This window comes from Corallococcus sp. CA047B (assembly GCF_003612065.1).
Classification (GTDB): Bacteria; Myxococcota; Myxococcia; order Myxococcales; family Myxococcaceae; genus Corallococcus; species Corallococcus praedator.
This window is the reverse complement of the sequence record NZ_RAWD01000008.1, coordinates 36,979-58,205: the sequence shown is the minus strand read 5'-3', so window position 1 is coordinate 58,205 and position 21,227 is coordinate 36,979. Positions and strand designations below refer to the sequence as shown.

Here is a 21,227-nt window from a genome sequence, read left to right as displayed (position 1 = left end):
CGGATCAGAGGTCGAGCAGGGACAGGCCCACGGTGAGCGCGCCGATGACCTGGGCGCCGTCGCGGACGGGCAGGGAGACCTGGATGACGTAGGCCTGCGAGGACTCGTCGAAGAAGGGGGACTCCCGCAGCTCCGGCCCGCCCCGGCCTCCGGCATAGGTGAGGCGCCACTTGGCCTCGTCCCCCTGCCAGTAGTCGGACGTACGCCGGCTGGCGCAGACCAGCGCGCCCTGGCCGTCCATGGTGAAGGCCTCCGCCATCGCCTGTCCCAGCCGCTTCTGCGCCCGCTGGAGCGCGCCCGCGCAGGGAGCATCCAGCACCGTCTGCTTGAAGGGCGTGAGCGCCGGGGTGGCCATCCACTCCGCGTCGTGGCGCTGGATGGCGGCGAACGGAACGCGGCGCGCGTTCTGGGCGCGGATGGCGCGCACCACCTCCGGGTCACCCGCCAGACGCCGCAGTTCCGGCATCACCGCGTCCACCTTCCGGAGCTGCGCGACACCGTCCGGAGGCAGCGTCCCCCAGGCCGCCGCCGCCAATCCCATCCAGACCATGGACATCCACACTCCCCCAAGACCGTGAAAAACAGTCGAAAAAAGTGTGTCACGGATGCGCTTCCACCGTCACGCAGGCGAGCATTGATTTGTTTTATTCGCGGTAGACGTGTTTTGCCTGCATGGGTCCACCCTCTGGATTTGCGGGCTGCGTACGAAGGCGGACGGGGCTGCGCGGGCATGCCTTCCTGCTCCCATCCATGGCCCCGGGTTACCATGTGCTTGAGGACGTCATGGGTAGGGAGCATCCTCCTGCGCATGGGCAATGGAGACAGGAAGCCGGCGACGTATGCCGACCTGGAGGGTGTGCCGCCGACGAAGGTGGGTGAACTCATCGAGGGAGCCCTGGTCATCAGTCCCCGGCCAGCGTCCCGGCACACGCGGGCGGCGACGAAGCTGGGCGCCTGGCTGGATGGGGCCTTCGACCTGGGGCGGAACGGACCTGGAGGATGGCTCGTCCTGGATGCACCGGAGCTTCGCTTCCCACACCCAGGTGATGCCTTGGTGCCAGACGTCGCGGCGTGGCGGCGCGAACGGATGCCCGAACTGCCCGACGTCCCGTTCTTCTTGTTGGCGCCGGACTGGGTCTGCGAGGTGGTGTCCGACGTCACACGGACCTGGGACCGGGGCCCGAAGATGCGCGTCTACGCGCGTGAGGGTGTGGAGTGGTTGTGGTTCATCGATCCGCTTGCGGAGGGTCTGGAGATCCACCGACTGCGGGATGGCCAGTGGCGCCTGTTCGGCGTGCACCTGGGCTCTGGCACCGTGGACGCCGAGCCCTTCGACGCGGTGCCGCTGAACCTGGGCAGGCTCTGGAGCCGGTGATCAGGGCAGCTTCGGCCGGATGATGCGGGGCGCGTCCGGGTTCACGTCCAACAGGCGCACGGGGTCGCCTTCGCGCACGGTGCCCGCCTTCAGCACGCGGGCGAGCTGACCCCTGCGGCCCCAGCTCTCCTGGAGCAGTCCGGGGCGCAGCGCATCCAGCTTCCAGCACGGCACGCACGGCTCGGTCAGCTCCACCACCACCTCGCCTCCCAGCGCCAGCCGCTGGCCCGGTGGCAGCGCATCCAGCGCCAGTCCTTCCACCAGCACGTTCTCCTTGAGCGCGCCCGCGGGCACATCCAGCGCGGCCCGCTGGGCTTCGTCCACGAGCAGCAACTGGCGCTTGTGCCCCACGGCGCGCCGCTGGTGACGGTCGCCCTCGAAGCCGTGCTGCTCCACGGCCCGGGCTTCGGGGACCTGGCGCATGGGGGTGTTGCGCTCCTGGGCCAGGAAGAGGGCGCGGATGGTGCCGGCGGGCGTGCTCACGGCGCGACACTAACGCCCGCGCGCTTCGCGTGTGAGGGGCAGGCAGGGCTGCACGGGCCTGCCTTCCCAGGCCCCGACCGTTGGAGATGCGGCATCCGTCCTCCACTCGGGCCTGCCGCGCCGGGGCGGGGGTGTTATCGCGGCAGCGACGCCGTGCGACTCCCGCCTCGCGAGGGGGCCCGGCGCCTGGACATCGCTGTTCCCTGCTGGGGAGGCCTCACCGTGAGCACGAAGAATGTTCGCATCGAGAAGGACACCTTTGGTCCCATCGAAGTCCCCGCCGACCGGCTCTGGGGCGCGCAGACGCAGCGCAGCCGCCAGAACTTCGCCATCTCCAATGAGCGCATGCCCCCGGAGCTGGTCCACGCGCTGGTGCTGGTGAAGAAGGCCGCCGCGCTCGTGAACCAGGAGAACGGGTCGCTGTCCCAGGAGAAGGCCCAGGCCATCGTGAAGGCCGCGGACGAGGTGCTCGCCGGCAAGCACGAGGAGGAGTTCCCCCTGCTGGTGTGGCAGACCGGCAGCGGCACCCAGACGAACATGAACTGCAACGAGGTGCTGGCCAACCGCGCCTCGGAGCTGCTGGGCGGCGAGCGCGGGGAGGCGCGCAAGGTCCACGCCAACGACGACGTCAACAAGGGGCAGAGCTCCAACGACGTGTTCCCCACCGCGATGAGCGTGGCCGCCGTGGAGGCCGTGGTGAAGCACGTGCTGCCGGAGCTTGAGGCCCTGCGCGACGTGCTGGCGCGGAAGTCCCAGGCGTTCCAGTCCATCGTGAAGATTGGCCGCACGCACCTGCAGGACGCGACGCCGCTCACGCTGGGCCAGGAGTTCAGCGGCTACGTGGCGCAACTGGAGCGCGCGAAGGGCCACATCGAGGCCTCGCTGCCGCACCTGCTGGAGCTGGCGCTGGGCGGCACCGCCGTGGGCACCGGCCTCAACGCGCCCCCGGGCTACGCCGAGCGCGTGGCGGCGGAGATTTCAAGGCTCACGGGCCACGGCTTCGTCACCGCGCCCAACAAGTTCGAGGCGCTGGCCGCCAACGACGCGCTGGTGCAGGCGCACGGCGCGCTCAAGGGCCTGGCGGCGGTGCTGTTCAAGGTGGCCAATGACATCCGCTGGCTGTCGTCCGGGCCGCGCTCGGGCATCGGTGAAATCAACATCCCGGAGAACGAGCCGGGCAGCTCCATCATGCCGGGCAAGGTGAACCCCACGCAGAGCGAGGCGCTCACCATGGTGTCGGCGCAGGTGATGGGCAACGACGTGGCCATCTCCCTGGGCGGCGCGTCCGGCAACTTCGAGCTCAACGTCTTCAAGCCGCTCATCATCCAGAACTTCCTGCAGAGCAGCCGGCTGCTGGCGGACGGCATGCGCAGCTTCCGGCTGAACTGCGCGGTGGGCATCGAGCCGAACCTCCCCCGCCTCCAGGAGAACCTCCAGCGCAGCCTGATGCTGGTGACGGCCCTCAACCCGCACATCGGCTACGACAACGCGGCGAAGATCGCCAAGACGGCGCACAAGCAGGGCAAGACGCTGAAGGAAGTGGCGGTGGAGCTGGGGCTCGTCACCCCCGAGCAGTTCGACCAGTGGGTCCGCCCGGAGAAGATGACCGGGAACCTGTAGGAACAGCGCCTTCCGGGCCTTGGGACACATGCCTCCCGCTTCAGCGGGAGGCACGCGTCACGGCATCGGAAGGGCCCACAGCTCACGGCCGCTCTCCCGGGTCCAGGCCGGGAAGTAGAGGTGGTCTCCCGAGGGCATGAACCACCCGCCCGGCGACGACGAGTCCGGGCCCGGCGCGAGGTCCGCGATGCGCACCGTGCTCTGCACCGTGCCGTCCGTGCGCCACAGCTCCGTCCCCGACTCGGCGTCCGCCGCGGCGAAGAGAAGGGGACCTCCCGGACGGCTCGCCGCGAGGACCGAGGGCGGCCACATCCCTCCGTATGCGTCCACCTCCACGGGGGACTTCATCAGGGGCAGGGTGCCGGTTTCGGTGCCGTCCGTCCGCCAGAGGACGGAGGCCGGCGTGGTTTCCTCCGCCCAGAACAGCACGAGGTCGTTCAGGGCGGTGAGTCGGGTGACGCCATGGAACGACGCCGCCTTGCCCAGGCTGGCCACCCGTTCCATCGACCGACCATCACTCTTCCAGAGTTCCTGGGCCCGGTCCGCCGTGTGGGCCCACCGGCCGAAGAACAGATGGCCTCCCATGACCACGCCAGCCCCGTGCCGCGAAAGGTCGGCATTGGAGGCGGTGGTGTCGCTGACGGGGGTGGTGCCTTCGACCGTGCCGTCACTGCGCCACAACTGCATGTCGCTGCCATCCACCGGGAAGCGGGACACCCAGAAGAGGAGCTGGTTGCCCAGGGCGGTGCCCGCCTGGACGAAGTGGAAGTTCGCCGGGGCCGACAGGGACTTCACCTTCACCGTGCCAGCGGCGGTGCCGTCGCTCACCCACAACGCGTGGTGCTCCTCCGACTCGCGGACCGCGAAGAAGATCCGCGAGCCGACCGGCATCAACCGGACGGGGGCCTCGGAGCCGAGTCCCGTCTTCACCCGCGCCGTCCCCTGGGGTGTTCCGTCGGTCACCCAGAGCGCGCCCTGCTCGCCCTCCTTCACCCCGAACAACACCCTTGCTCCCAGGGGCGCCAGCTCCAGGGACACTTCGCTGTCCCTGTCCGTCGCCAGGTCCTGGTAGGGCGTCAGGGCCTCGGCGTTTCCGGACGCGACGTCGTACCGCCAGAGCCGGAAGGGGGGCTGGGTGGAGGCGCTGAGCGGGGAGGCGAAGACCAGGTTCCCGTTCACGAGGGTGAGCCGCTGGGGAGACAGCAGGGCCCCCGCGGACCAGGGGCCTTCCGCGACCCGGGTGCCGGCGTGCGTTCCGTCACTCCTCCAGAGCCGCCAGCCCTCATCGCCGACAAGGTCGAAGCGCGTGAAGTAGAGGGTGCCCGCCACGTCGAGCGCCTCGCCCAGGCGGTAGCCAAAGTAGGGCTCCGTGGGAAACAGCGATCCACCGCCGGGGATGATGTCCCGCACCAGGAACGCGGTGCCCACCTGCTGGGCCGGCCAGGCCGGTTCGGGATCGAAGGGAGGGATTTCCACGCAGCCCATCCCCCACGACAATCCGGCCCCCAGCAGCCCTGCCTTCAGCATCTCCCACCGCATGGTGTTCGCCCCCTCGGGAACCGGCTGGCGGCATCCCGCCAGCGACCTGGGGCTTCCCTATCAAATCCGTCTGGCATTGGGACAGTGCATCCCGGCGGCCTTGGCGCGTGCGCGGCGCGGGAAGGCCCACAGCGCGAGCAGGAACAGTCCCCACACGCCCGCGTCCGCGCCGCCTGCCTGCTGACAGCCGCCCGTGTCCGTGTCCGGAGCCGGGCCCGGGTCGGAAGGCGGGACGCGGACCGGGGGCGGCGGGCGCACCTTCACGGTGACGTCGAAGGTGCACTCGCGCGCGTTGCCGTGCGTGTCGGTGGCGATGGCCCGCACGGTCGTGGTGCCCGGCGCGAACAGGCTGCCGCGCGCGGGGACGTAGCTCAGCGTCACCGGCGACGCGACGTCCGACGCCTGGGCCTCCGGCCATTCCACGGTGGCGCCCTGGTTGGAGTCGGTGACGCGCTCCTGCGTGGGCGGACAGCCGAGGTCGGGCGGGCGCGTGTCCTCCACGGTGACGAAGAAGGCGCACCGGTCCTCGTTGCCTGAGCTGTCGTAGGCCTTCACCGCCACCGGCGTCCTACCGAAGGCGAAGGTGTGTCCCGACGGCGGGAGGATTTCCACCCGCGTCGGGGACGCGGTGTCCGTCGCCTGCGGCAGTGCATAGTTCGCGACGGCGCCTTTCGGGCCCGAGGCCTCCAGGCGCAGGTCCGGCGGGCAGGACATGAGCGTCGGGGCCTGCGTGTCGCTGACGATGACGTCGAAGGTGCACTCGCGCGAGTTGCCGCTCGCATCGGTGGCGCGGATCCGCACCGGGGTGGTTCCCAGCGGGAAGTCACCCCACGCGGGCGGTTGGAAGTCCAGGGCGACGCGGGACACGGTGTCCATCGCGACGGCGTTCTCGTAGGCGGACACGAAGGCGCCCTGCCGGGATGTGGCTTCGCGCCGGAGGTCGGGAGGGCAGGTGAGCGCGGGCGGTGTGGTGTCCCGCACGGTGATGTCGAAGGTGCACGTGGCGGTGTTGCCCGTGTCGTCGAGCGCCAGGGCCTGCACGGCCGTGGTGCCCAGGGGAAGGGTGTCGCCGGACGCGTAGCTCATGCGCACCGTGGGGCGCGGATCCTCCGCGTCCACGGCGGTCGCCGCCGGATAGCGCACCGGCGCGCCCTGGCTGCTCACGGCTTCGGCTTCCTGCGCGCCGGGGCAGGTGAGCGTGGGCGGCGTGGTGTCCGCGACCTCGCGGGGAAGGGCCCACAGCTCGCGCCCGGCTTCCGGGGTCCAGGCGGAGAAGAAGAAGTGCCGGCCCGCGGTCGCCAGCCCCCTGGGCGACGAGGAGTGGGGACCTGGGAGCGCGTCCACCACGCGCACCGTGCCTTCGGTCGTGCCGTCCGTCTTCCACAGCTCCATGCCGGAGGCGCCGTCCGACGCGGCGAAGACGACGGGCCCCTGGGGACCCAGCGCGAACATCCGCTCCGGACCCGCCACGGCGCCCACCGGACCCGGGTTCAGGTCCTTCACCCGCACGGTGCCCCCGGGCGTGCCGTCACTCCTCCAGAGTTCGTAGCCGCTCGCGCCGTCCGACGCCCAGAACACCAGCAGCGGGCCCACCGCGGTGAGCGACCCGGGCCGCGTGAGGTTGCTGGCGGTGCCGAAGTCGTGGAGGGCCTCCAGTGTCTGGCCGTCGTACTTCCACAGGCGGGGCGGGGCGTTGTTGGCGACGAGGGAGAGGTACAGGGTGTCCCCCACCGCGGCCCAGTCGCTCGTGGAGCCCGGCAGCGTGACCAGGAAGCGGGTGCTCCCCGCCGTACCCTCCGTGACCCACAGCTGGTTGATGCCCCCCAGGCGGACCTGGAGGAACACGCGGCGGCCCACGGGGAGCAAGCCCAGCACCTCCGAAGAGTCCGACTCGGTCCGGAAGGACTTGAGCATCACCGTGCCCTCCTGGGTGCCGTCGCTCTTCCACAGCGAGTCCTGCGCATAGGCCTGACGCCACGCGAAGTAGAGCGTCTCGTTCCCGGGCGTGAGCCAACGGGGTGCTTCGGTGGGGGACGTGCCCGGACCGGTGGACAGCCGCACCGTGCCTTCCAGCGTGGCGTCCGTCGTCCACAGCTCCCATCCCCCGAAGTAGCCGCGCTGGCTGAAGTAGCCCCGCGTCCCGGTGGCGACGAGGCCGCGGGAGCCGGAGGGGAAGGCCGCCCCGCCCAGCCGCTGCAGCTTCCGCGTGGAGCCCTCCAGTCGCCACAGGTCGCTGGAGGAGGAGCCTCCCGTCAGGAAGAGGAGCTGTCCATTCAGGGGCATGAGCTGCATGGGAGACAGCGAGAACCCGCCCGTCGCCGTCTCGGTCACCTGCCGCGTTCCGTCACCCGTGCCGTCACTGCTCCACAAGGTCCGGACGAGCGTCTGCGTGGTGCCGGTCTTGACGATCTGGGGCGCGGTGAAGAACAGCGTGCCGTCCAGGTCCACGGCATCGTTCGGGTTATCGAAGTCGAAGGCGCCGGCCTCGATGGCGGACCGCCTGGGGATGGACCGCGTCCCCTCCGCCGTGCCGTCCGTCATCAGCAGCTCCCCGTCCGTCGCGGAGAAGAACAGCCGGTCCCAGGCCCACAGCTGCACCCTGTAATCGAGGCCGGGGGCCATCGTGAAGAAGGGGAAGGTGCCGGACTCCGTGCCGTCCGTGCGCCAGAGCTGTTGTTGGTCGCCGTCCCAGGCCTGGAAGAAGAGGCCCCCGGGCGTGCTCATCATCGGGGCCCGCCCCAGGTCCAGACCGGGTACCCCGGCGAACTGGACCGGAGCCACGCCTGGAGCGTCCAACCGCCACATCCGGCTCAGGCCCGTCGCATCCTTCGCGCGGAAGTAGAGCTTCCCTTCGTGGGCGGTGGGAAACTGGGGCGCGCTGTCCAGGCTGCCGGCAACGAGGTCGATGACGCGCACGGTGCCCTCGGGCGTGCCGTCCGTCCGCCACAGCTCCTGTCCACCCTGCGCGTCCCACCCGCTGAAGTAGGCGAGGTCCCCGACGACCGCGATGGGTGGGTAGCCGGTGCCGTAGCGGTCAGGCAGGACCGTGCCCAACTGCACGGTGCCCGCCTCGGTGCCGTCGCTCGTCCACAGGCGCCGGGTGCCACCGGCCACCAGACCCCAGAACAGCAGGCGGTCGCCCATCCGGAAGAACGCGTAGGGCGCCAGGTGCTCCCGCCCGGGAACCGCGTCCTTGATGAGGACGGTGCCTTCGGGGGTGCCATCCGTCTTCCACAGCTCCTGGCCTGTCTCCCACGTGTAGCAGGGGAAGATGAGCGTGTCCCCGATCCAGGTGGCGGGCGCGTCGAAGCGCGCCCCGGACGCGACCTCCTTGAGGATCCGGGTCCCCGCGGGGGTTCCGTCGCTCCGCCACAGCGTGAACCCATACGGGCTGCTGATGCTCATGGCCTCGAAGTAGAGGGCGCCGTCATGCTCGGTGATGAACGACGGGGGCGAGGCCAGGGCCAGCACCAACTCGGTGCCCTGCGCGGTGCCGTCCGTGCGCCACAGGCCGTGGACATCGCGGGAGGCGACGAGCATCCGGGCGGAGAAGTAGAGGTGGTTGCCCATCCGGGTGAGCTGCGTGGGCTCCGAGCCCCAGAGCCCCGGCAGCAGGTCCGTCACCAGGACCGTGCCCTCCCGGGTGCCGTCCGTCTTCCACAGCTCCCGGCCGTGGAGTCCGTCCTCCGCGGTGAAGAAGACGGTCGACCCCACCTCCACGAAGTGCAGGGGTTGGGCGAAGGGGAGCTGTACCTTGTTGCCCGGAGCCAGGTCGCCCACCAGGAAGGGCGCGGCCTCCAGCCCGGAGGTCACCGCGGCGGGCCCGGGCACGGCCCCGCTGGTGGACTCGCACCCCACGCCCAGCCACGCGGCCAGGATGCACACCGACACCACACCTACATTCCACCGCGAAGCCATGATGTTCCCGGGTCAACCTGACGTACCCCTCCCATACGCAGTGGGGCCAGAATCCTGGGTTCTAGCCCGTCCCCTCCACCCAAGCGTGGGACAGCGCACGCTCCGGCAAGAAGGAGGGAGCGCGCGGACTCGGGGACGATTAGGGTACGGGGGCCATGAACGTCCCCTTCGTCATTGAGACCACGCACCGCGGCGAGCGGGCGTACGACCTCTACAGCCGCCTGCTCAAGGACCGCATCATCCTCCTGGGCACGCCCATCAACGACGATGTGGCCAACCTCATCGTCGCCCAGCTCCTGTTCCTGGAGTCCGAGGACCCGGACAAGGGCATCAACCTCTACATCAACTCCCCCGGTGGCTCCGTCACCGCGGCGCTCGCGATGTACGACACGATGCAGTACGTCAAATGCCCCGTGTCCACCATCTGCGTGGGTCAGGCGGCCTCCGCGGGCGCGCTGCTCCTGCTGGCGGGCTCCAAGGGCAAGCGCTACGCCCTGCCCAACAGCCGCATCATGATCCACCAGCCGCTGGGTGGCGCGCAGGGTCAGGCCACGGACATCGACATCCAGGCCAAGGAGATCCTCCGCCTGCGCACGTACCTCAATGGCCTGTTCGTGAAGCACACCGGTCACACCATCGAGCGCATCGAGAAGGACACCGAGCGCGACTACTTCATGAGCGCCGAGGAGGCCCGGCAGTACGGCCTCATCGACGAGGTCGTGGAGCGCGCGGGCATCCCGACGCCCAAGTAGTCGCCGCTGGCCCGGCGGCCGGGGAGGCCCTCCCCGCGCCGTCGCTCCAGGCGGGCACGCGCGGAGCGGACGAGCCGCAACTGTCCCACAGTGCCGCTTGACGCTGGCGTGACCACCGTCTGGTGATGACGCCCCGATTCGTGATTGCCGCTCTGCTGCCTGCCCTCCTGGCGGGTGTTGGTTGTGCCACCGGCCCTACGGGGCGTCCGCCCGTGCCGCCCTCGTCCGCGTCCGTGCAGGCGGAGCTGGGCGAGCGCAACGTCGTCGACGCTGGCGCGGAGTACGCCCACCAGAACGGCGTCCTGCTGGCGGAGGGCGGCGAGGGCGAGGCGGTGCGCGTCAGCCCCAACTACTGGCGGATCCGCTTCGCGCTCCCGGAGGAGGGCTCCGGCAAGCTGCTGGAGCTGGACTTCGATGAGCTGGCGCGGCGCGTGACGGGTTCACGCCGCCTGGACATCACGCCCACGTTCCCGCCCACCTCCAGCACCTTCCAGCCCAGCGACGCGAGCCCCGCGACGGGCGGCTCGGGTCGCTGAAGCGCCGCGCGGTTACGGCAGCCGGGTGACGCGGTCGAGCGCCGGGGCCGGCAGCGGATTCGCCTCCGTGCTCTTCGCCGTCAGGTACGCCTCCAGCGCATCGGCATCCACCGCGCCGCCCAGCAGGTTCGTGCCCTCCGTGAGGACGGTAAAGCCGTCGCCGCCCGGCGCGAGGAAGCTGTTCACCGTGACGCGGTAGCTGGCGGCGGGATCCACCGTGACGCCGTTGAGCTGGATGCTGGCCGGGTCCACCTTGGAGCCCAGGGGCGCCGCCGCGCTGAACGCATACGAGAAGCCCGCGGACGGGTGGAGGATGCGGGTGGCGGTGCCAGGGCGGAACTGCTGCTCCAGCAGGCGCTCAATCTGCGCGCCCGTGAGCGTCAGGGTGACCAGGCTGTTGCCGAAGGGCTGCACGGTGAAGGCCTCGCCGTAGGTGATGGCGCCGGTGTCGCTGGGGTTGGCCGCATCGCGCACGAGGTCGCTCCGCACGCCGCCCGGGTTCATGAAGGCCACCACGGCGCCGCCCTGGCCCGCGGGCTTCGTGGCTTCCAACTGGGCGTCCGCGATGACGAAGCCCATGGTGGACTGTCCGGTGGGGTCCTTCAGGATGTCGCCGCGCGTGAGCGTCTGGTCAATCCAGCCGATGACGCGGTTTTCCAGTGGCGTCGTCAGGCCCTTGTAGCGGGCCACCTGTTCGGTGACGGTGGGGTCCGGCGTCACGGTGCGGGTGACGATGACGTTCTGGGCCTGGGCCTGCGTCAGGGCGCCCGTCTTCGCGTCCAGGGTCAGGTCGATGTCCGTGAGCAGCCGGCCCACGGAGGCGGCGCTGGTGACGAGCTTGCCGCTCAGCGAGCAGTTGTAGGCCTGATGGGTGTGGCCGCTGACGATGACGTTCACGGCGGGGTCCAGCTTCTGGGCGATGTCCAGGATGGGGCCGGAGATGCCCTTGCACTCGTTGTAGAGCGAGTCGAGCGCGGGCATTCCGCCCTCGTGCACCACGATGACGATGGCGCCCACGCCCTGGGACTTCAGCTCTGGCACCAGCGCGTTGACGGTCTCCACCTCGTCCTTGAAGGTGAGGCCGGCCACGCCCGACGGGGTGACGATCTGCGGCGTGCCTTCCAGCGTCATGCCGATGAAGGCCACCTTCACGCCCTCGAAGGTGCGCACGTCGTAGCGCGGGAAGAGGGTGCGGTCCGGGCCGGTGGCCACGTTGGCCGCGAGGTACTTGAACCGCGCGCCCTCGAAGCCGGTGCCGTCCTGGCAGCCGTCCACCGGGTGGCAGCCGCCGGCCTGCATGCGCAGGAGCTCCGAGCCGCCTTCGTCGAACTCGTGGTTGCCCACCGCGGCCAGGTCCAGGCCCACCTGGTTCATGACCTCGATGGTGGGCTCGTCGTGGAAGAGGGCGGAGAGCAGCGGCGTGGCGCCGATGAGGTCACCGGCGGAGACCACCACCGTGTTCGGGTTCTTCGCGCGCAGGTCCGCGACGTGGCGGGCGAAGTACACGGCGCCGCCCGCGTTCACGCGGTCCGCGGCGCCGCCATCCGGCAGCAGGGCCGTGATGATCTGTCCGCCGGTACCGCCCGCGGGCTCCAACTGCCCGTGGAAGTCGTTGAACGCGATGATCTTCACGGACACCGTCGCCGCGCTGCCTCCGTCGTCGCGGGTGCCGGCGTCGGTGCTGGTGCCCGCGTCGGTCTCCGCGGGCGGCGGGAAGGTGACGCGCTGGCAGACGTGTTCGACGCAGGTCCAGCCATTGCCCTGGCTGTCTGGGGTGACCTGCCCCGCGCAGTCGAAGGCGTTCACGCATTCTTGATTGCCGCAGCCTCCGTGCAGGACGAGCAGCAGGCCCGTGACGAAGGCACCGGCGAGGAGGAAGACGCTGGGACGCGCGACATCACGCGCGGCGGGAACAGAAGGTTGCATCGGGACGGCTCCTGGATTCAGACAGCGGAGGGGTGACCGCGATGTGAGCTCCCCCTCCGGACGGCGGGGACCCTGGCACCGTCGCATGACGTTCGCGTGAGGGCTGGGTCCCGAATGGGTGCCGGCCCTCTGGATGTGACGTGAACGACACGCAGGGGCGGGTTCAGGGGAGGGCGGACGCCTGGCACCACAGCAGCTCCGCGACGCCGCCCACGCGTCCCTGGAGCACGGCCTTCTGGCGCAACAGCCCGCCCAGGTGGCGGGCCTCGTCGCGCGACATGCCGGGGACGAAGAGGCTCTCCTCGAACCAGCTCCGGTCGTCCGCCACGCCCACGGCGGACACGGGGTGATGGCCGCGGGCTTCGAGCAGGCCGCGCAAGGTGCGCTGGAGCCGCGCGTTGGTCCGCGAGCCGTGCGCCCGCGCGTGGGGGTTCCACGCGGTGAGGAAGGCCCAGGACGTGTGGCCGTGCGCGGTGAGCGCGGCGTCGAGCAGCGGGTGCGTGGCACCCACGCGCAGCACGTGCTTCACGCCTCCGACGAGGGGGTGCGCGCGCACGACGTAGCCCGTGGACTCGAAGGCCTTGCGCAGCGGATCCGCCGGTTCGTCATGCATCGCGGCCCCTGGGGGCATGCCTTGAGCACCGGCGACCCGAAGGCCCCCGGTCCACGGGGCTGTTCATGCGGATCCGCTGCCTGTGCGCGCGGCCTACGGCTGGGTGCCCTGTGCGGTCGCGGACTGCGGACTCGTGGGCGCGGGGTTGGTGCCCTGCGGAGCCGACGTCGGCGGCGTCGCGGCGGGCGGCGTCGCGGCCTGCGGGGTCGTCGGGGTCGGGGCCGAGGGCGCCGCGAGGAGCGGCAGGGCCGGATGCCCCACGAGGAGCTCGGGCGGAATCTGGCTGGCCACGATGGGGTCCTGCTGCGCGGTCCGCCACGGCACTTCCGGCCACCAGCGCTCCGTGGGAGGTGCCTGCGCGAGGAAGTCCTGTCCCAGCCGGGGCGAGGTGACGCTCACCCCGTCCTGCTTCGCCGCCGCCAGCGAGCGCTCCATGGGCTCCGTCCACGAGTGGGTCGCCAGCGTGACGAGCCCCCAGTGCACCGGCAGCATCAACCGGCCGCGCACCAGCCGGTGCGCGAGCACGGCCTGCTCCGGCCCCAGGTGCCAGTCCGGCCAGCCCGCGCCGTACTGGCCCGTCTCAATCATCGTCATGTCGAAGGGCCCCAGCTTCGCGCCAATCTCCTCCATCGCGGGGAACAGGCCGGTGTCGCCCGAGTAATAGACGCGGTGCTGGGAGCCCACGAGCGCCCAGCCCGCCCACAGCGTCTTGTTCTGCTGGAGGAAGCGGCCCGACGCATGCCGCGCGGGCGTGCACACGATGTCCAGCCCCTTCACGCGCGTGCGCTCCCACCAGTCCAGCTCCACGATGCGCTCCGCGGGCACGCCCCAGTACTCCAGGTGCGCGCCAATGCCCAACGGCACGACGAAGGTGGTGTTCCAGTCCTTCATCGCGCGGATGGTCGCGAAGTCCAGGTGGTCGTAGTGGTCGTGGGAGATGACCACCGCGTCGATGGGCGGCAGGTCGCTGAGCGCGATGGGCGCGGGGAACCAGCGCTTGGGGCCAATCCACCCGAGCGGCGAGGTGCGCTCGCCCCACAGCGGATCCGTGAGCACGCGGTGCCCGTCCACCTCCACCAGCGTGGACGAGTGCCCCAGCCAGGTGACGCGCAGCCCGCCCGGCGGAGGCGTGGCGAAGCGCTTCGGATCGATGGGCGGCACCGTCAGCGGCGTCTGGGGCGCGCTGTCGGGGCTCGAATTGAACATGGCCGACAGGGACTCTTCCCAGTGGTTGAGGATGGGCTGCGGGTTGACGAAGCCTCCGTCCTTCCACTGCGGAGACTTCTCCATCCGCTCGCGCCGCGCGCCGTCCGCGCCCCGGCCGAAGGACTCCCAGCCATCGAAGACGACGACGAGCAGGAAGGCGACCAGCAGCACGAGCGCCCACCCGAACACTCGCAGCAGCTTGCTACCCCAGGATGAACCCTGGGGGCCGTGGGGCGGAAAGGCCGTGCGGAAGGCGCTCTGGCGGGCCTTGTCTGCGGCCCGGATGGGCCCGGCGTTCATCTTCATGCCCGGACCCTGATGGGTCCGGTGCGCGGGTGTCAATGGGAAGCGGCGAGTTCCTACGGGGTCGCCGCGACCGCGGCGCGGATCTCCGGGCGAAGCCGCTGCTCCAATCCCACGGAGAAGGCGCCCACCCGCTCCTCGTTCGTCGCCTCCAACTGCATGCCCAGGATGGCGTAGTAGCCGCTGTCGCGGTCCACCCAGGGGGTGAATCCGAACGCCCCGGGCGACGACACGACCGCGCAGCCCGTGGAGGGCGTGTCGCACTCCAGCCACGCGGTGAGGCCGTAGTGGTACGTCAGCCCCCCGTCCACCATGGGCGAGCTGCCGATGACGACGTCATACGGCTCGCGCGACTGCGCGTCGAAGAGCGAGGCGGACGCGAACGGCACGCCCCCCACGGTGCCCCGGTGGTACACGACGCCCAGCAGCTTCGCGTACTCGTCCATCGTGGAGCGCAGGCCGCCCGCGATGAGCGGGTTGCTGGTGCCCAGCGTGTTGCGCGGGAAGGTGTAGTAGGCGAGCTCCGCGCTTGTCAGCCCCAGCGGCGTCTTCACCTGCTCGTCGAAGATGTCCTGCCAGGGCTTGCCGGTGCGCACTTCCGCCATGCGCGCGGCGACGTGCAGGTGGGCGGAGCCGTAGTCGAAGCGCGTGCCGGGAGGCGCCACGGGCGTACCGGCCGCGATGGCCTCCACGCACTGCGCGAGCGTGCCCCCCATCTGCACGGTGCAGGGGTGGTTCGGCTCCAGGCCGGACGTGAAGGACAGCAGGTGGCGCAGGGTGATGCCCGCCTGGGGCCCCGTCCACCCAAGCACCTCGCCCGTCGTGGAGTCCAGGGACAGCACGCCCGCGTCCACCAGCCGGAACAGGGCCAGGCCCGATGCCATCTTGGACGCGGAGGCGATGGCCACCCGGCGGTCCGGCGCGAAGTCGCCGTAGCTCTTCACGAAGACGCGCCGGTCCTGCGCGTCGTACACCGCGAGCGTCACCCCCGGTACGCCCGCGTCCGCCACGCTCTCCGCGACCATGGCATCCACCTTCGCGAAGGGATCCACGGTCCCGGCATCCAGCACGCCCGCGTCCGGCGGCGTCGGGTGGTCGTCCGGGGAAGAGGACGCTTCTCCACACGCGGTCAGGGTGAGGGCCAGCAGCAGCAACGCTCGGATGTTCAGCACCAGGGGCCTCCAGGAGATGGAGTCCCCTTCAACCCGTGCTCCGCGAAAAGGTTTCGTCAGGGCGTCGGCGGCACGACCTTGTAGCCCCGCTGGAGCAGCGGTGAGAGCCGGTCGGTGAGGTCCCACGACTCCACGAAGCGTCCGTCGCGCAGCCGGTAGAGGGAGTCCCCGTGGAGCGTCACCGAGGGCGGCCTGCCGTCGTCGTCCACGGGGCCCTGGGCGTCGGTGCCCACCGCGCGCCAGCGCACCAGCACCCAGTCGTCCTCCGCGAGGACGTGGAGCAGCTCAAAGCGCAGGTCCGGGAAGAGCGCGAAGCCGGCCTGGGCCTGGGTGCGCACCACCTCCGGGCCCCGGAGCTGCGCGGGCGCGTCCTCCGAGCGGTCCACGTAGTCGGCCGCGACGTACTCCGGGATGCGGTCCAGGCGCTTCTGGTTGTAGACCTCCTCGGTGAACAGGCGCGCGCGCTCCTTGTTGTCCGCGCTCACCCGTTGGGCCCGCTCCGCCGGGGACACCGCCGCGCAGCCGGTCATCCCCAGGAGCCCCAGCACCACCCACCACGCACGTGTCCTCATGTCGCGCGCGAGTCTGCCGAGCCCGTGGGGGCGCCGTCAGCCGCCACGTCGTCGAAGCGTTCACCGCCGGGCGCCAGCCGTCCCAGCCCGATGGGGGCCGCGAGGCACGCGTCGGGAATGCCGAACGCGTCCACCAGCCCCACGGCGTCCGGCCGCAGCTCCGCGCACAGCTTCACGCGCTCCTTGCGGATGGCCTTCGCCTTGGGCGCCTCCAGCCAGCCGTGCTCCAGGAACCAGCCGCTGGCGGACTCCAGGCAGGAGAGGCCGAACAGGTCCGCCAGCCGCCCCAGCACCGGCTTGAGCGCTTCGTCCTTCACCGCCGCCACGCCCAGCAGGAACTGCTCCAACACGATGCGCTCCACGCTCGCGTGCGCCAGGGCCAGCAGGTGGGTCTGCACCTGGTTGAAGGCCTCGAACGCCTCCACGCCCGCGGTGAGCCGCTTGCGGATGCGCTTGGACACCGAGGAGAGGATCTCCTCCTCGCGGAACCTCAGCGCGCGCAGGTGGAAGTCGCTGTCGCGCAGGTGGTCGCTGTCGGTGCGCCGGCCCGCGATGGGGTTCCTGTCCGTCACCACCAGGGCCGCGCGGTCCACGATGAGCTTGAGCACCGCGAAGACGCGGTCGTCCTCGAAGCGCTGGCGGTAGCCCGTGAGCAGGCCCTTGGCCACCAGCTGCATGAGGACGGTGTTGTCCCCTTCGAAGGTGGTGAACACGTCGGTGTCCGCCTTGAGGGACGGCAGCCGGTTCGCGGTGAGGTAGCCCTGGCCGCCGCACGCCTCGCGCGACTCCTGCACCGTGGCGGTGGCGTTCCATGACGCGTAGGCCTTGAGGCCCGCGGCCAGCGCCTCCACTTCGCGCGCGTCGTCCTCCGTGCGGTGGACGTAGCGGTCCACCAGGTGCTCCAGCGCGAAGTCCAGCGCGTACGCCTTGGCGACCAGCGGCAGCAGGCGCAGTTGGTGCGACTGGTGGTCCAGCAGGCGCACCTCGCGAGAACCGGTGGGACCGAACTGGCGGCGCAGGTCGCCGTAGCGCACGGCGATGGTCAGCGCGCTCTTGGCCGCGCTTAAGGAAGCGCACGCCACGCTCACCCGACCCGCCACGAGCGCGCCCAGCATGGTGAAGAAGCGCTTGGAGTCGCCGGTGATGGAGCTGGTGTATTCGCCGGCCTCCGTCACCTGGCCGTAGCGGTCCAACAGGTTCTCGCGTGGCACGCGCACGTTCGTGAACCACAGCCGGCCGTTGTCCACGCCGTTGAGGCCCATCTTCTCGCCGCAGTCCTCGATGCGGATGCCCTTGAGCACCTTGCCGTGCGTGTCGCGCAGCGGAACGAGCAGCGCGTGCACGCCCAGCCGCTCACCGTCCACCTCCAGTTGCGCGAACACGGTGGCCATGCGCGCGTGCCGGGCGGCGTTGCCAATCCATTCCTTGCGAGCGGTCTCCGACGGCGTGTCGATGACGAACTCGCGCGTGTCCGCGTCGTAGCGGGCCACCGTCTCGCAGTCGCGCACGTTGGAGCCGTGGCCCAGCTCGCTCATCGCGAAGCAGCCGGGCAGCTCCAGGGTCGCGACCTGCGGCAGGTACTGCTGGTGGTGCCGCTTCGTGCCCAGGAACAGGATGCTGGAGCCGAACAGGCCGAAGTGGACGCCCGCCTTGATGACGAGGCTCAAGTCGAAGAAGGCCATCGTCTCGAAGGCGGCGATGAACGCGCCCAGGTCCGCGCCGCCCTCGCGCCCCTTGGGGAAGGCGAGCTGGCCCAGCCCGTCGTTGGCCAGGTGCTTGAGCCAGTCGAACACCTGGTCGCGGTACGCGTCGGTGTCCAGCCCTTCCTTGTAGCGGAAGTCCGCGTCCTCCAACCAACCGCGCACCTGCTTGCGCACGTCGCGGTAGGTGCGCTCCAGCACGTCGGTCATCGCCGCGGGGTCGAAGGACGCCGTGTGCGAGCGCGCCTCGGCGTAGGGGGCGCGCGACGCGTGGGGCATCAGGGAGCGCACCGCCTCCTTGCCGTCCACGCCCAGCGTGGCCTCCAGCGCGTGCAGGGCCTGGGCGAGCTCCGCCACGGGCACGTCGAGCGGCGCCTCGCCGGCGAGCACCTGGGCCAACTGCACGCCCAGCTCCGCGAGGTTCTGCTGGTTGCTGGTGGCCAGCCGTTCGGCGGTGGCGCGGATGTGGTCGCGCACCAGGGACAGCTCGCGGGGCGAGGGCGGACGCAGCGGATCCACCCAGAGGGCCAGGACGCTGCTGGCCTTGAGGTTGAGCCAGGGCTGGGCGCGGGCGGCGGTGCCCAGGGCGCGAAGCTCCTCGGCCGTCAGCTCGCCGTCCGTCCAGGCGACGTAGAGCATGGGGATGAGGGGGGCGAGGCCCGACTGCGAGAGCAGCTCCCGGGCGGAGGGACGCGAGGTGGCATCGAGCATGAAATCTCTCCAGGCGAGGGAACGGGCGCAGTCTCGCCATGGTGGAAGGTGGCGGCAACGACGGAATGGGGTCCTGTTCACCTTGCGGCCGAGGAAACGGGCGGTGGACTGCCCTGGGGGCTTGTCCGTTCCTACGTTGCAGCCCATGAGCGAGCTCCAGGATGTGGAACTGCTGCCCCAGCCGGGGGCCCATGGGTTCGATGGGGACGGTACGAACCGCAAGCACGAGATGCAGGGACCGTTCGAGCTGCCGCCCGGTCCGGAGGGCTTCTCCTTCGCGCTCTACCAGTCCACGGGCGTGGGCCTGTCGCCGGGGCACCGGGTGCACCTGCTGGAGAACAGCGAGGTCTTCGACCGGATGTTGGAGGACATCCGCGCGGCGAAGCACAGCGTCCACATGCTCATCTACATCTGGCGGCCGTGTGAGCTGTCGGACCGTTTCGTGGAAGCGCTCACCGAGCGCTCGCGCGCGGGGGTGCAGTGCCGCGTGGTGGTGGATCCGGTGGGCAGCGAGGAGACCACCGGGGACAAGGACTTCGACCAGAAGGTGGAGAAGCGGCTCACCGACGCGGGCGTGGAGGTGCACTACTACCGGCTGCTCGCGGGCAAGGTGCTGGGCCGGCTGCTGGGGCGTTCACACCAGAAGATCGTCGTGGTGGACGGGCGCGTCGCGTACACGGGCGGCTTCGGCATCTGGAAGGTGTGGGAGGGCGACGGGCTGAAGGAGGACAACTGGCGCGACACGCACATCCGCGTGGAGGGCCCGGAGGTCCGGCGCTTCCAGGTCACCTTCGCCAAGCACTGGCAGGAGTCCGGCGGCGGGCTGCTGCCGCGCGAGGCGTTCCCGGAGTTGAAGGCGGACGGCGGCGGGTGCGCGGCGTTCATCGAAAGCTCCGGGCGGCTGGGCATCACGGAGGCGGAGCGGATGGTGCGGCTGGTGGTGGCCGCGGCGACGAAGCGGTTGTGGATCGCCAATGCGTACTTCACGCCGCCCAACGACATCCTGGAGCAGTTGGAGGTGAAGGTCCGGCAGGGCGTGGACGTGCGCGTGCTGGGGCCGGGGCCGCACCACGACGTGCCGGTGGTGCGCGCGTCACAGCGGTCCACCTACGAGCGGCTCTTGGCGGCGGGGGTGCGCATCTGGGAGTACCAGCCTGCGATGCTGCACTCGAAGACGATGCTCGTGGATGACTGGCTGTGCGTGGTGGGCTCCACGAACCTGGATGCGCTGTCGCTCAACAAGTTGAGCGAAGGGTCGTTGGTGTTCGAGGACAAGGAGATCGCCGCGAAGCTGGAGGGGTGCTGGGAGAAGGACGTCCGGCACTCGAAGGAGATCACGCTGCAGAACGGCGGGCGGACGAATCCATGGCGGAGGTTCGCGCGGCGGGCCACGCAGTTCGCGGGGCATGACCGGTAGGCGCTGCTACCGGTGGGAGGTGACGCCCTCCTGCCGGCAGTAGGGGAGCACGGGACAGGTGGAGCACTTCGGGCGGGAGCCGGTGCACACGTGTTTGCCGAAGGGGACGAGGAGCCGGTTGAGCTCCACCCAGTAGGGGCGGGGGAGCACGGCTTCGAGCGCGGCGAGCGTGCGCTCCGGTGTGCTGGCCTTCACGTAGCCCCAGCGGTTGGTGATGCGGTGGACGTGGATGTCCACGCTGATGACCTCGTGGCCGCACGCGATGCCCAGGGCCAGGTGCGCGCACTTGGGGCCCACGCCCTTGAAGGACTGGAGGATGGCCGCGTCTGCGGGGAGCTGGCCGTGGAATTCGTCGCGCGTGCGCACGGCGATGGCGTGGACTTGATACGCCTTGGCTTCGTGGAAGGTGACGGGCTGGATGAGCGCGTCGATGTCCTGGGGCGTGAGGCGGGCCAGGGCGTCCGGGGTGGGCGCGCGGCTCAAGAGGCGCAGGGACGCGGGCAGGCTGACTTCATCGAGCGTGCGGATGGAGAGGATGCACGCGATGAGCTGCTCGAAGAGGGAGCCGTGGCCCTTGGCGGCGAGTTCGAACATCGCGGCGTCAGCGAAGGAGCGCACCTCGTGGCGGATGCGGCGCAGGACCTCTTCGATGTCGAACGGGAGCTTGTCTGTCTGGGCACGGGGCGCGCGGCGTGGGGCTGTCGTGGGTTTGTCCGCCATGCGGGGCCTCCTGACCTGACAAGTTGGGTCGGGAGTACAAGACTCGCCGCGTTGCACTTGCTGCTCCCTTCATGGGAGAGGGAGCAGGCAGGTTCACTTCCTGGTGCGTGCTAACCCCCCGATGATGCCGATTCATCGTCCCTGCTGGAGAGGTGCTGTTTGCTGAAACCCCTTCACGTCCTGCTCCTGGTGTCGCTCGTGGCGGACGGCGGAAGCACCCCCATGCGTTCCGATGCCGGGCTGACGGACGCGGGCATCCAGTGGCCCACCGACCTGCATCCGCTCGCGACCCTGGAGGGCCCGGCGGTCCTGGCGGCGCATGCTGTGCTTCAACGCGTGCTGGCCAACTTTCCCAAACAGGATGCTGGCGCGTGCGAGTCGTCTGCTCGCTCGCTGGATGTGGTGGTGGGGCAGGAGGGCGGGGTCTATTTCGTTCGCGTCGACCGACGTATCGACCGATGTGGATGGCCCGTGGGCAGCAGCCTGGAGTTCGACTGGTTCGAGCTGTACGCGGTGTCACCCGAGGGGAAGATCCTCGCGCGACGTGCTTTCATGCCCTAGTCCGTTGGCTCTCGACCTCTTGGGGCTGGCGGTGCGTTGCCGCGCTTGTCTGACACATCGGTTCTGAGTGCGGAGCGCTTCGGGAGCTGACAGCAGGAGCAGC

The 21,227-nt window shown here is 70.5% G+C and carries 17 protein-coding genes; 6 read left to right on the top strand and 11 right to left on the bottom strand.

Annotation, left to right across the window (positions count from 1 at the left end; all coding sequences use genetic code 11):
• Positions 1–4: 4 nt before the first annotated feature.
• On the bottom strand, positions 5–556 hold the full coding sequence (locus D7X74_RS02940) for a hypothetical protein (protein WP_120531376.1): 552 nt from the start codon (positions 554–556) through the stop codon (positions 5–7).
• Positions 557–808: 252 nt separating this feature from the next.
• Here D7X74_RS02940 and D7X74_RS02935 point away from each other — a divergent pair, with 252 nt between their 5' ends.
• Complete coding sequence (locus D7X74_RS02935) at positions 809–1,375, top strand: Uma2 family endonuclease (RefSeq protein ID WP_120531375.1); 567 nt, start codon at positions 809–811, stop codon at positions 1,373–1,375.
• On the opposite strand, the gene D7X74_RS02930 is transcribed toward D7X74_RS02935, so the two are convergent.
• Positions 1,376–1,858, bottom strand: coding sequence for an MOSC domain-containing protein (locus tag D7X74_RS02930; protein ID WP_233595297.1), 483 nt, complete (start codon positions 1,856–1,858; stop codon positions 1,376–1,378). It lies immediately after the preceding gene.
• Positions 1,859–2,080: 222 nt separating this feature from the next.
• Between D7X74_RS02930 and fumC the strand changes: the two genes are divergently transcribed.
• Positions 2,081–3,478 (top strand): class II fumarate hydratase, encoded by a 1,398-nt coding sequence (fumC, locus tag D7X74_RS02925; RefSeq protein ID WP_120531374.1) that lies wholly within the window; start codon positions 2,081–2,083, stop codon positions 3,476–3,478.
• Positions 3,479–3,535: 57 nt separating this feature from the next.
• Here the strand turns inward: fumC and D7X74_RS02920 are convergent, their stop codons facing one another.
• Complete coding sequence (locus D7X74_RS02920) at positions 3,536–5,017, bottom strand: hypothetical protein (RefSeq protein WP_120531373.1); 1,482 nt, start codon at positions 5,015–5,017, stop codon at positions 3,536–3,538.
• A 60-nt stretch (positions 5,018–5,077) separates the two neighbouring features.
• Entirely contained in the window at positions 5,078–8,908 is a 3,831-nt protein-coding gene (locus tag D7X74_RS02915) for an ELWxxDGT repeat protein (protein WP_158622161.1), read from the bottom strand.
• A 182-nt stretch (positions 8,909–9,090) separates the two neighbouring features.
• Between D7X74_RS02915 and clpP the strand changes: the two genes are divergently transcribed.
• Both clpP and D7X74_RS02905 read left to right on the top strand, forming a co-directional pair.
• Entirely contained in the window at positions 9,091–9,687 is a 597-nt protein-coding gene (clpP, locus tag D7X74_RS02910) for an ATP-dependent Clp endopeptidase proteolytic subunit ClpP (protein WP_120531371.1), read from the top strand.
• Between the two features lie 212 nt (positions 9,688–9,899).
• Positions 9,900–10,223 carry a hypothetical protein gene (locus D7X74_RS02905; protein ID WP_233595296.1) on the top strand — a complete coding sequence of 108 codons (324 nt, stop codon included), beginning with the start codon at positions 9,900–9,902 and terminating at the stop codon, positions 10,221–10,223.
• 12 nt (positions 10,224–10,235) lie between these two features.
• Here D7X74_RS02905 and D7X74_RS02900 read toward each other — a convergent pair whose 3' ends face one another.
• From D7X74_RS02900 to D7X74_RS02870, 6 genes are all read right to left on the bottom strand, one after another.
• On the bottom strand, positions 10,236–12,149 hold the full coding sequence (locus D7X74_RS02900) for a bifunctional UDP-sugar hydrolase/5'-nucleotidase (RefSeq protein ID WP_120531369.1): 1,914 nt from the start codon (positions 12,147–12,149) through the stop codon (positions 10,236–10,238).
• A 163-nt stretch (positions 12,150–12,312) separates the two neighbouring features.
• A complete protein-coding gene (locus D7X74_RS02895; protein WP_120531368.1) occupies positions 12,313–12,762 on the bottom strand; it encodes a DUF3293 domain-containing protein in 450 nt (149 codons plus the stop codon).
• Between the two features lie 93 nt (positions 12,763–12,855).
• Positions 12,856–14,274: an MBL fold metallo-hydrolase gene (locus D7X74_RS02885; protein ID WP_233595295.1), complete on the bottom strand. Its 1,419-nt coding sequence runs from the start codon at positions 14,272–14,274 to the stop codon at positions 12,856–12,858.
• 53 nt (positions 14,275–14,327) lie between these two features.
• Complete coding sequence (locus tag D7X74_RS02880) at positions 14,328–15,443, bottom strand: serine hydrolase (protein WP_233601936.1); 1,116 nt, start codon at positions 15,441–15,443, stop codon at positions 14,328–14,330.
• Between the two features lie 56 nt (positions 15,444–15,499).
• A complete protein-coding gene (locus tag D7X74_RS02875) occupies positions 15,500–16,015 on the bottom strand; it encodes an ester cyclase (RefSeq protein ID WP_120531367.1) in 516 nt (171 codons plus the stop codon).
• Positions 16,012–18,426 carry an acyl-CoA dehydrogenase gene (locus tag D7X74_RS02870; protein WP_120531366.1) on the bottom strand — a complete coding sequence of 805 codons (2,415 nt, stop codon included), beginning with the start codon at positions 18,424–18,426 and terminating at the stop codon, positions 16,012–16,014. The genes D7X74_RS02875 and D7X74_RS02870 overlap by 4 nt, the downstream gene beginning before the upstream one ends.
• A 145-nt stretch (positions 18,427–18,571) precedes the next feature.
• On the opposite strand from D7X74_RS02870, the gene D7X74_RS02865 reads away from it, so the two are divergent.
• Entirely contained in the window at positions 18,572–19,843 is a 1,272-nt protein-coding gene (locus tag D7X74_RS02865; RefSeq protein ID WP_120531365.1) for a phosphatidylserine/phosphatidylglycerophosphate/cardiolipin synthase family protein, read from the top strand.
• Positions 19,844–19,849: 6 nt separating this feature from the next.
• Here the strand turns inward: D7X74_RS02865 and nth are convergent, their stop codons facing one another.
• Positions 19,850–20,563: an endonuclease III gene (gene nth, locus D7X74_RS02860; protein ID WP_120531364.1), complete on the bottom strand. Its 714-nt coding sequence runs from the start codon at positions 20,561–20,563 to the stop codon at positions 19,850–19,852.
• Positions 20,564–20,722: 159 nt separating this feature from the next.
• Between nth and D7X74_RS02855 the strand changes: the two genes are divergently transcribed.
• Positions 20,723–21,124: a hypothetical protein gene (locus tag D7X74_RS02855; RefSeq protein ID WP_233601935.1), complete on the top strand. Its 402-nt coding sequence runs from the start codon at positions 20,723–20,725 to the stop codon at positions 21,122–21,124.
• Positions 21,125–21,227: the final 103 nt, after the last annotated feature.

Bases quoted from the DNA above. Each gene is read 5' to 3' on its own strand.
- D7X74_RS02940 (WP_120531376.1), bottom strand. From the start codon at position 556: ATGTCCATGGTCTGGATGGGATTGGCGGCGGCGGCCTGGGGGACGCTG.
- D7X74_RS02935 (WP_120531375.1), top strand. From the start codon at position 809: ATGGGCAATGGAGACAGGAAGCCGGCGACGTATGCCGACCTGGAGGGT.
- D7X74_RS02920 (WP_120531373.1), bottom strand. From the start codon at position 5,017: ATGCGGTGGGAGATGCTGAAGGCAGGGCTGCTGGGGGCCGGATTGTCG.
- clpP (WP_120531371.1), top strand. From the start codon at position 9,091: ATGAACGTCCCCTTCGTCATTGAGACCACGCACCGCGGCGAGCGGGCG.
- D7X74_RS02900 (WP_120531369.1), bottom strand. From the start codon at position 12,149: ATGCAACCTTCTGTTCCCGCCGCGCGTGATGTCGCGCGTCCCAGCGTC.
- D7X74_RS02895 (WP_120531368.1), bottom strand. From the start codon at position 12,762: ATGCATGACGAACCGGCGGATCCGCTGCGCAAGGCCTTCGAGTCCACG.
- D7X74_RS02885 (WP_233595295.1), bottom strand. From the start codon at position 14,274: ATGAAGATGAACGCCGGGCCCATCCGGGCCGCAGACAAGGCCCGCCAG.
- D7X74_RS02875 (WP_120531367.1), bottom strand. From the start codon at position 16,015: ATGAGGACACGTGCGTGGTGGGTGGTGCTGGGGCTCCTGGGGATGACC.
- D7X74_RS02870 (WP_120531366.1), bottom strand. From the start codon at position 18,426: ATGCTCGATGCCACCTCGCGTCCCTCCGCCCGGGAGCTGCTCTCGCAG.
- D7X74_RS02865 (WP_120531365.1), top strand. From the start codon at position 18,572: ATGAGCGAGCTCCAGGATGTGGAACTGCTGCCCCAGCCGGGGGCCCAT.
- nth (WP_120531364.1), bottom strand. From the start codon at position 20,563: ATGGCGGACAAACCCACGACAGCCCCACGCCGCGCGCCCCGTGCCCAG.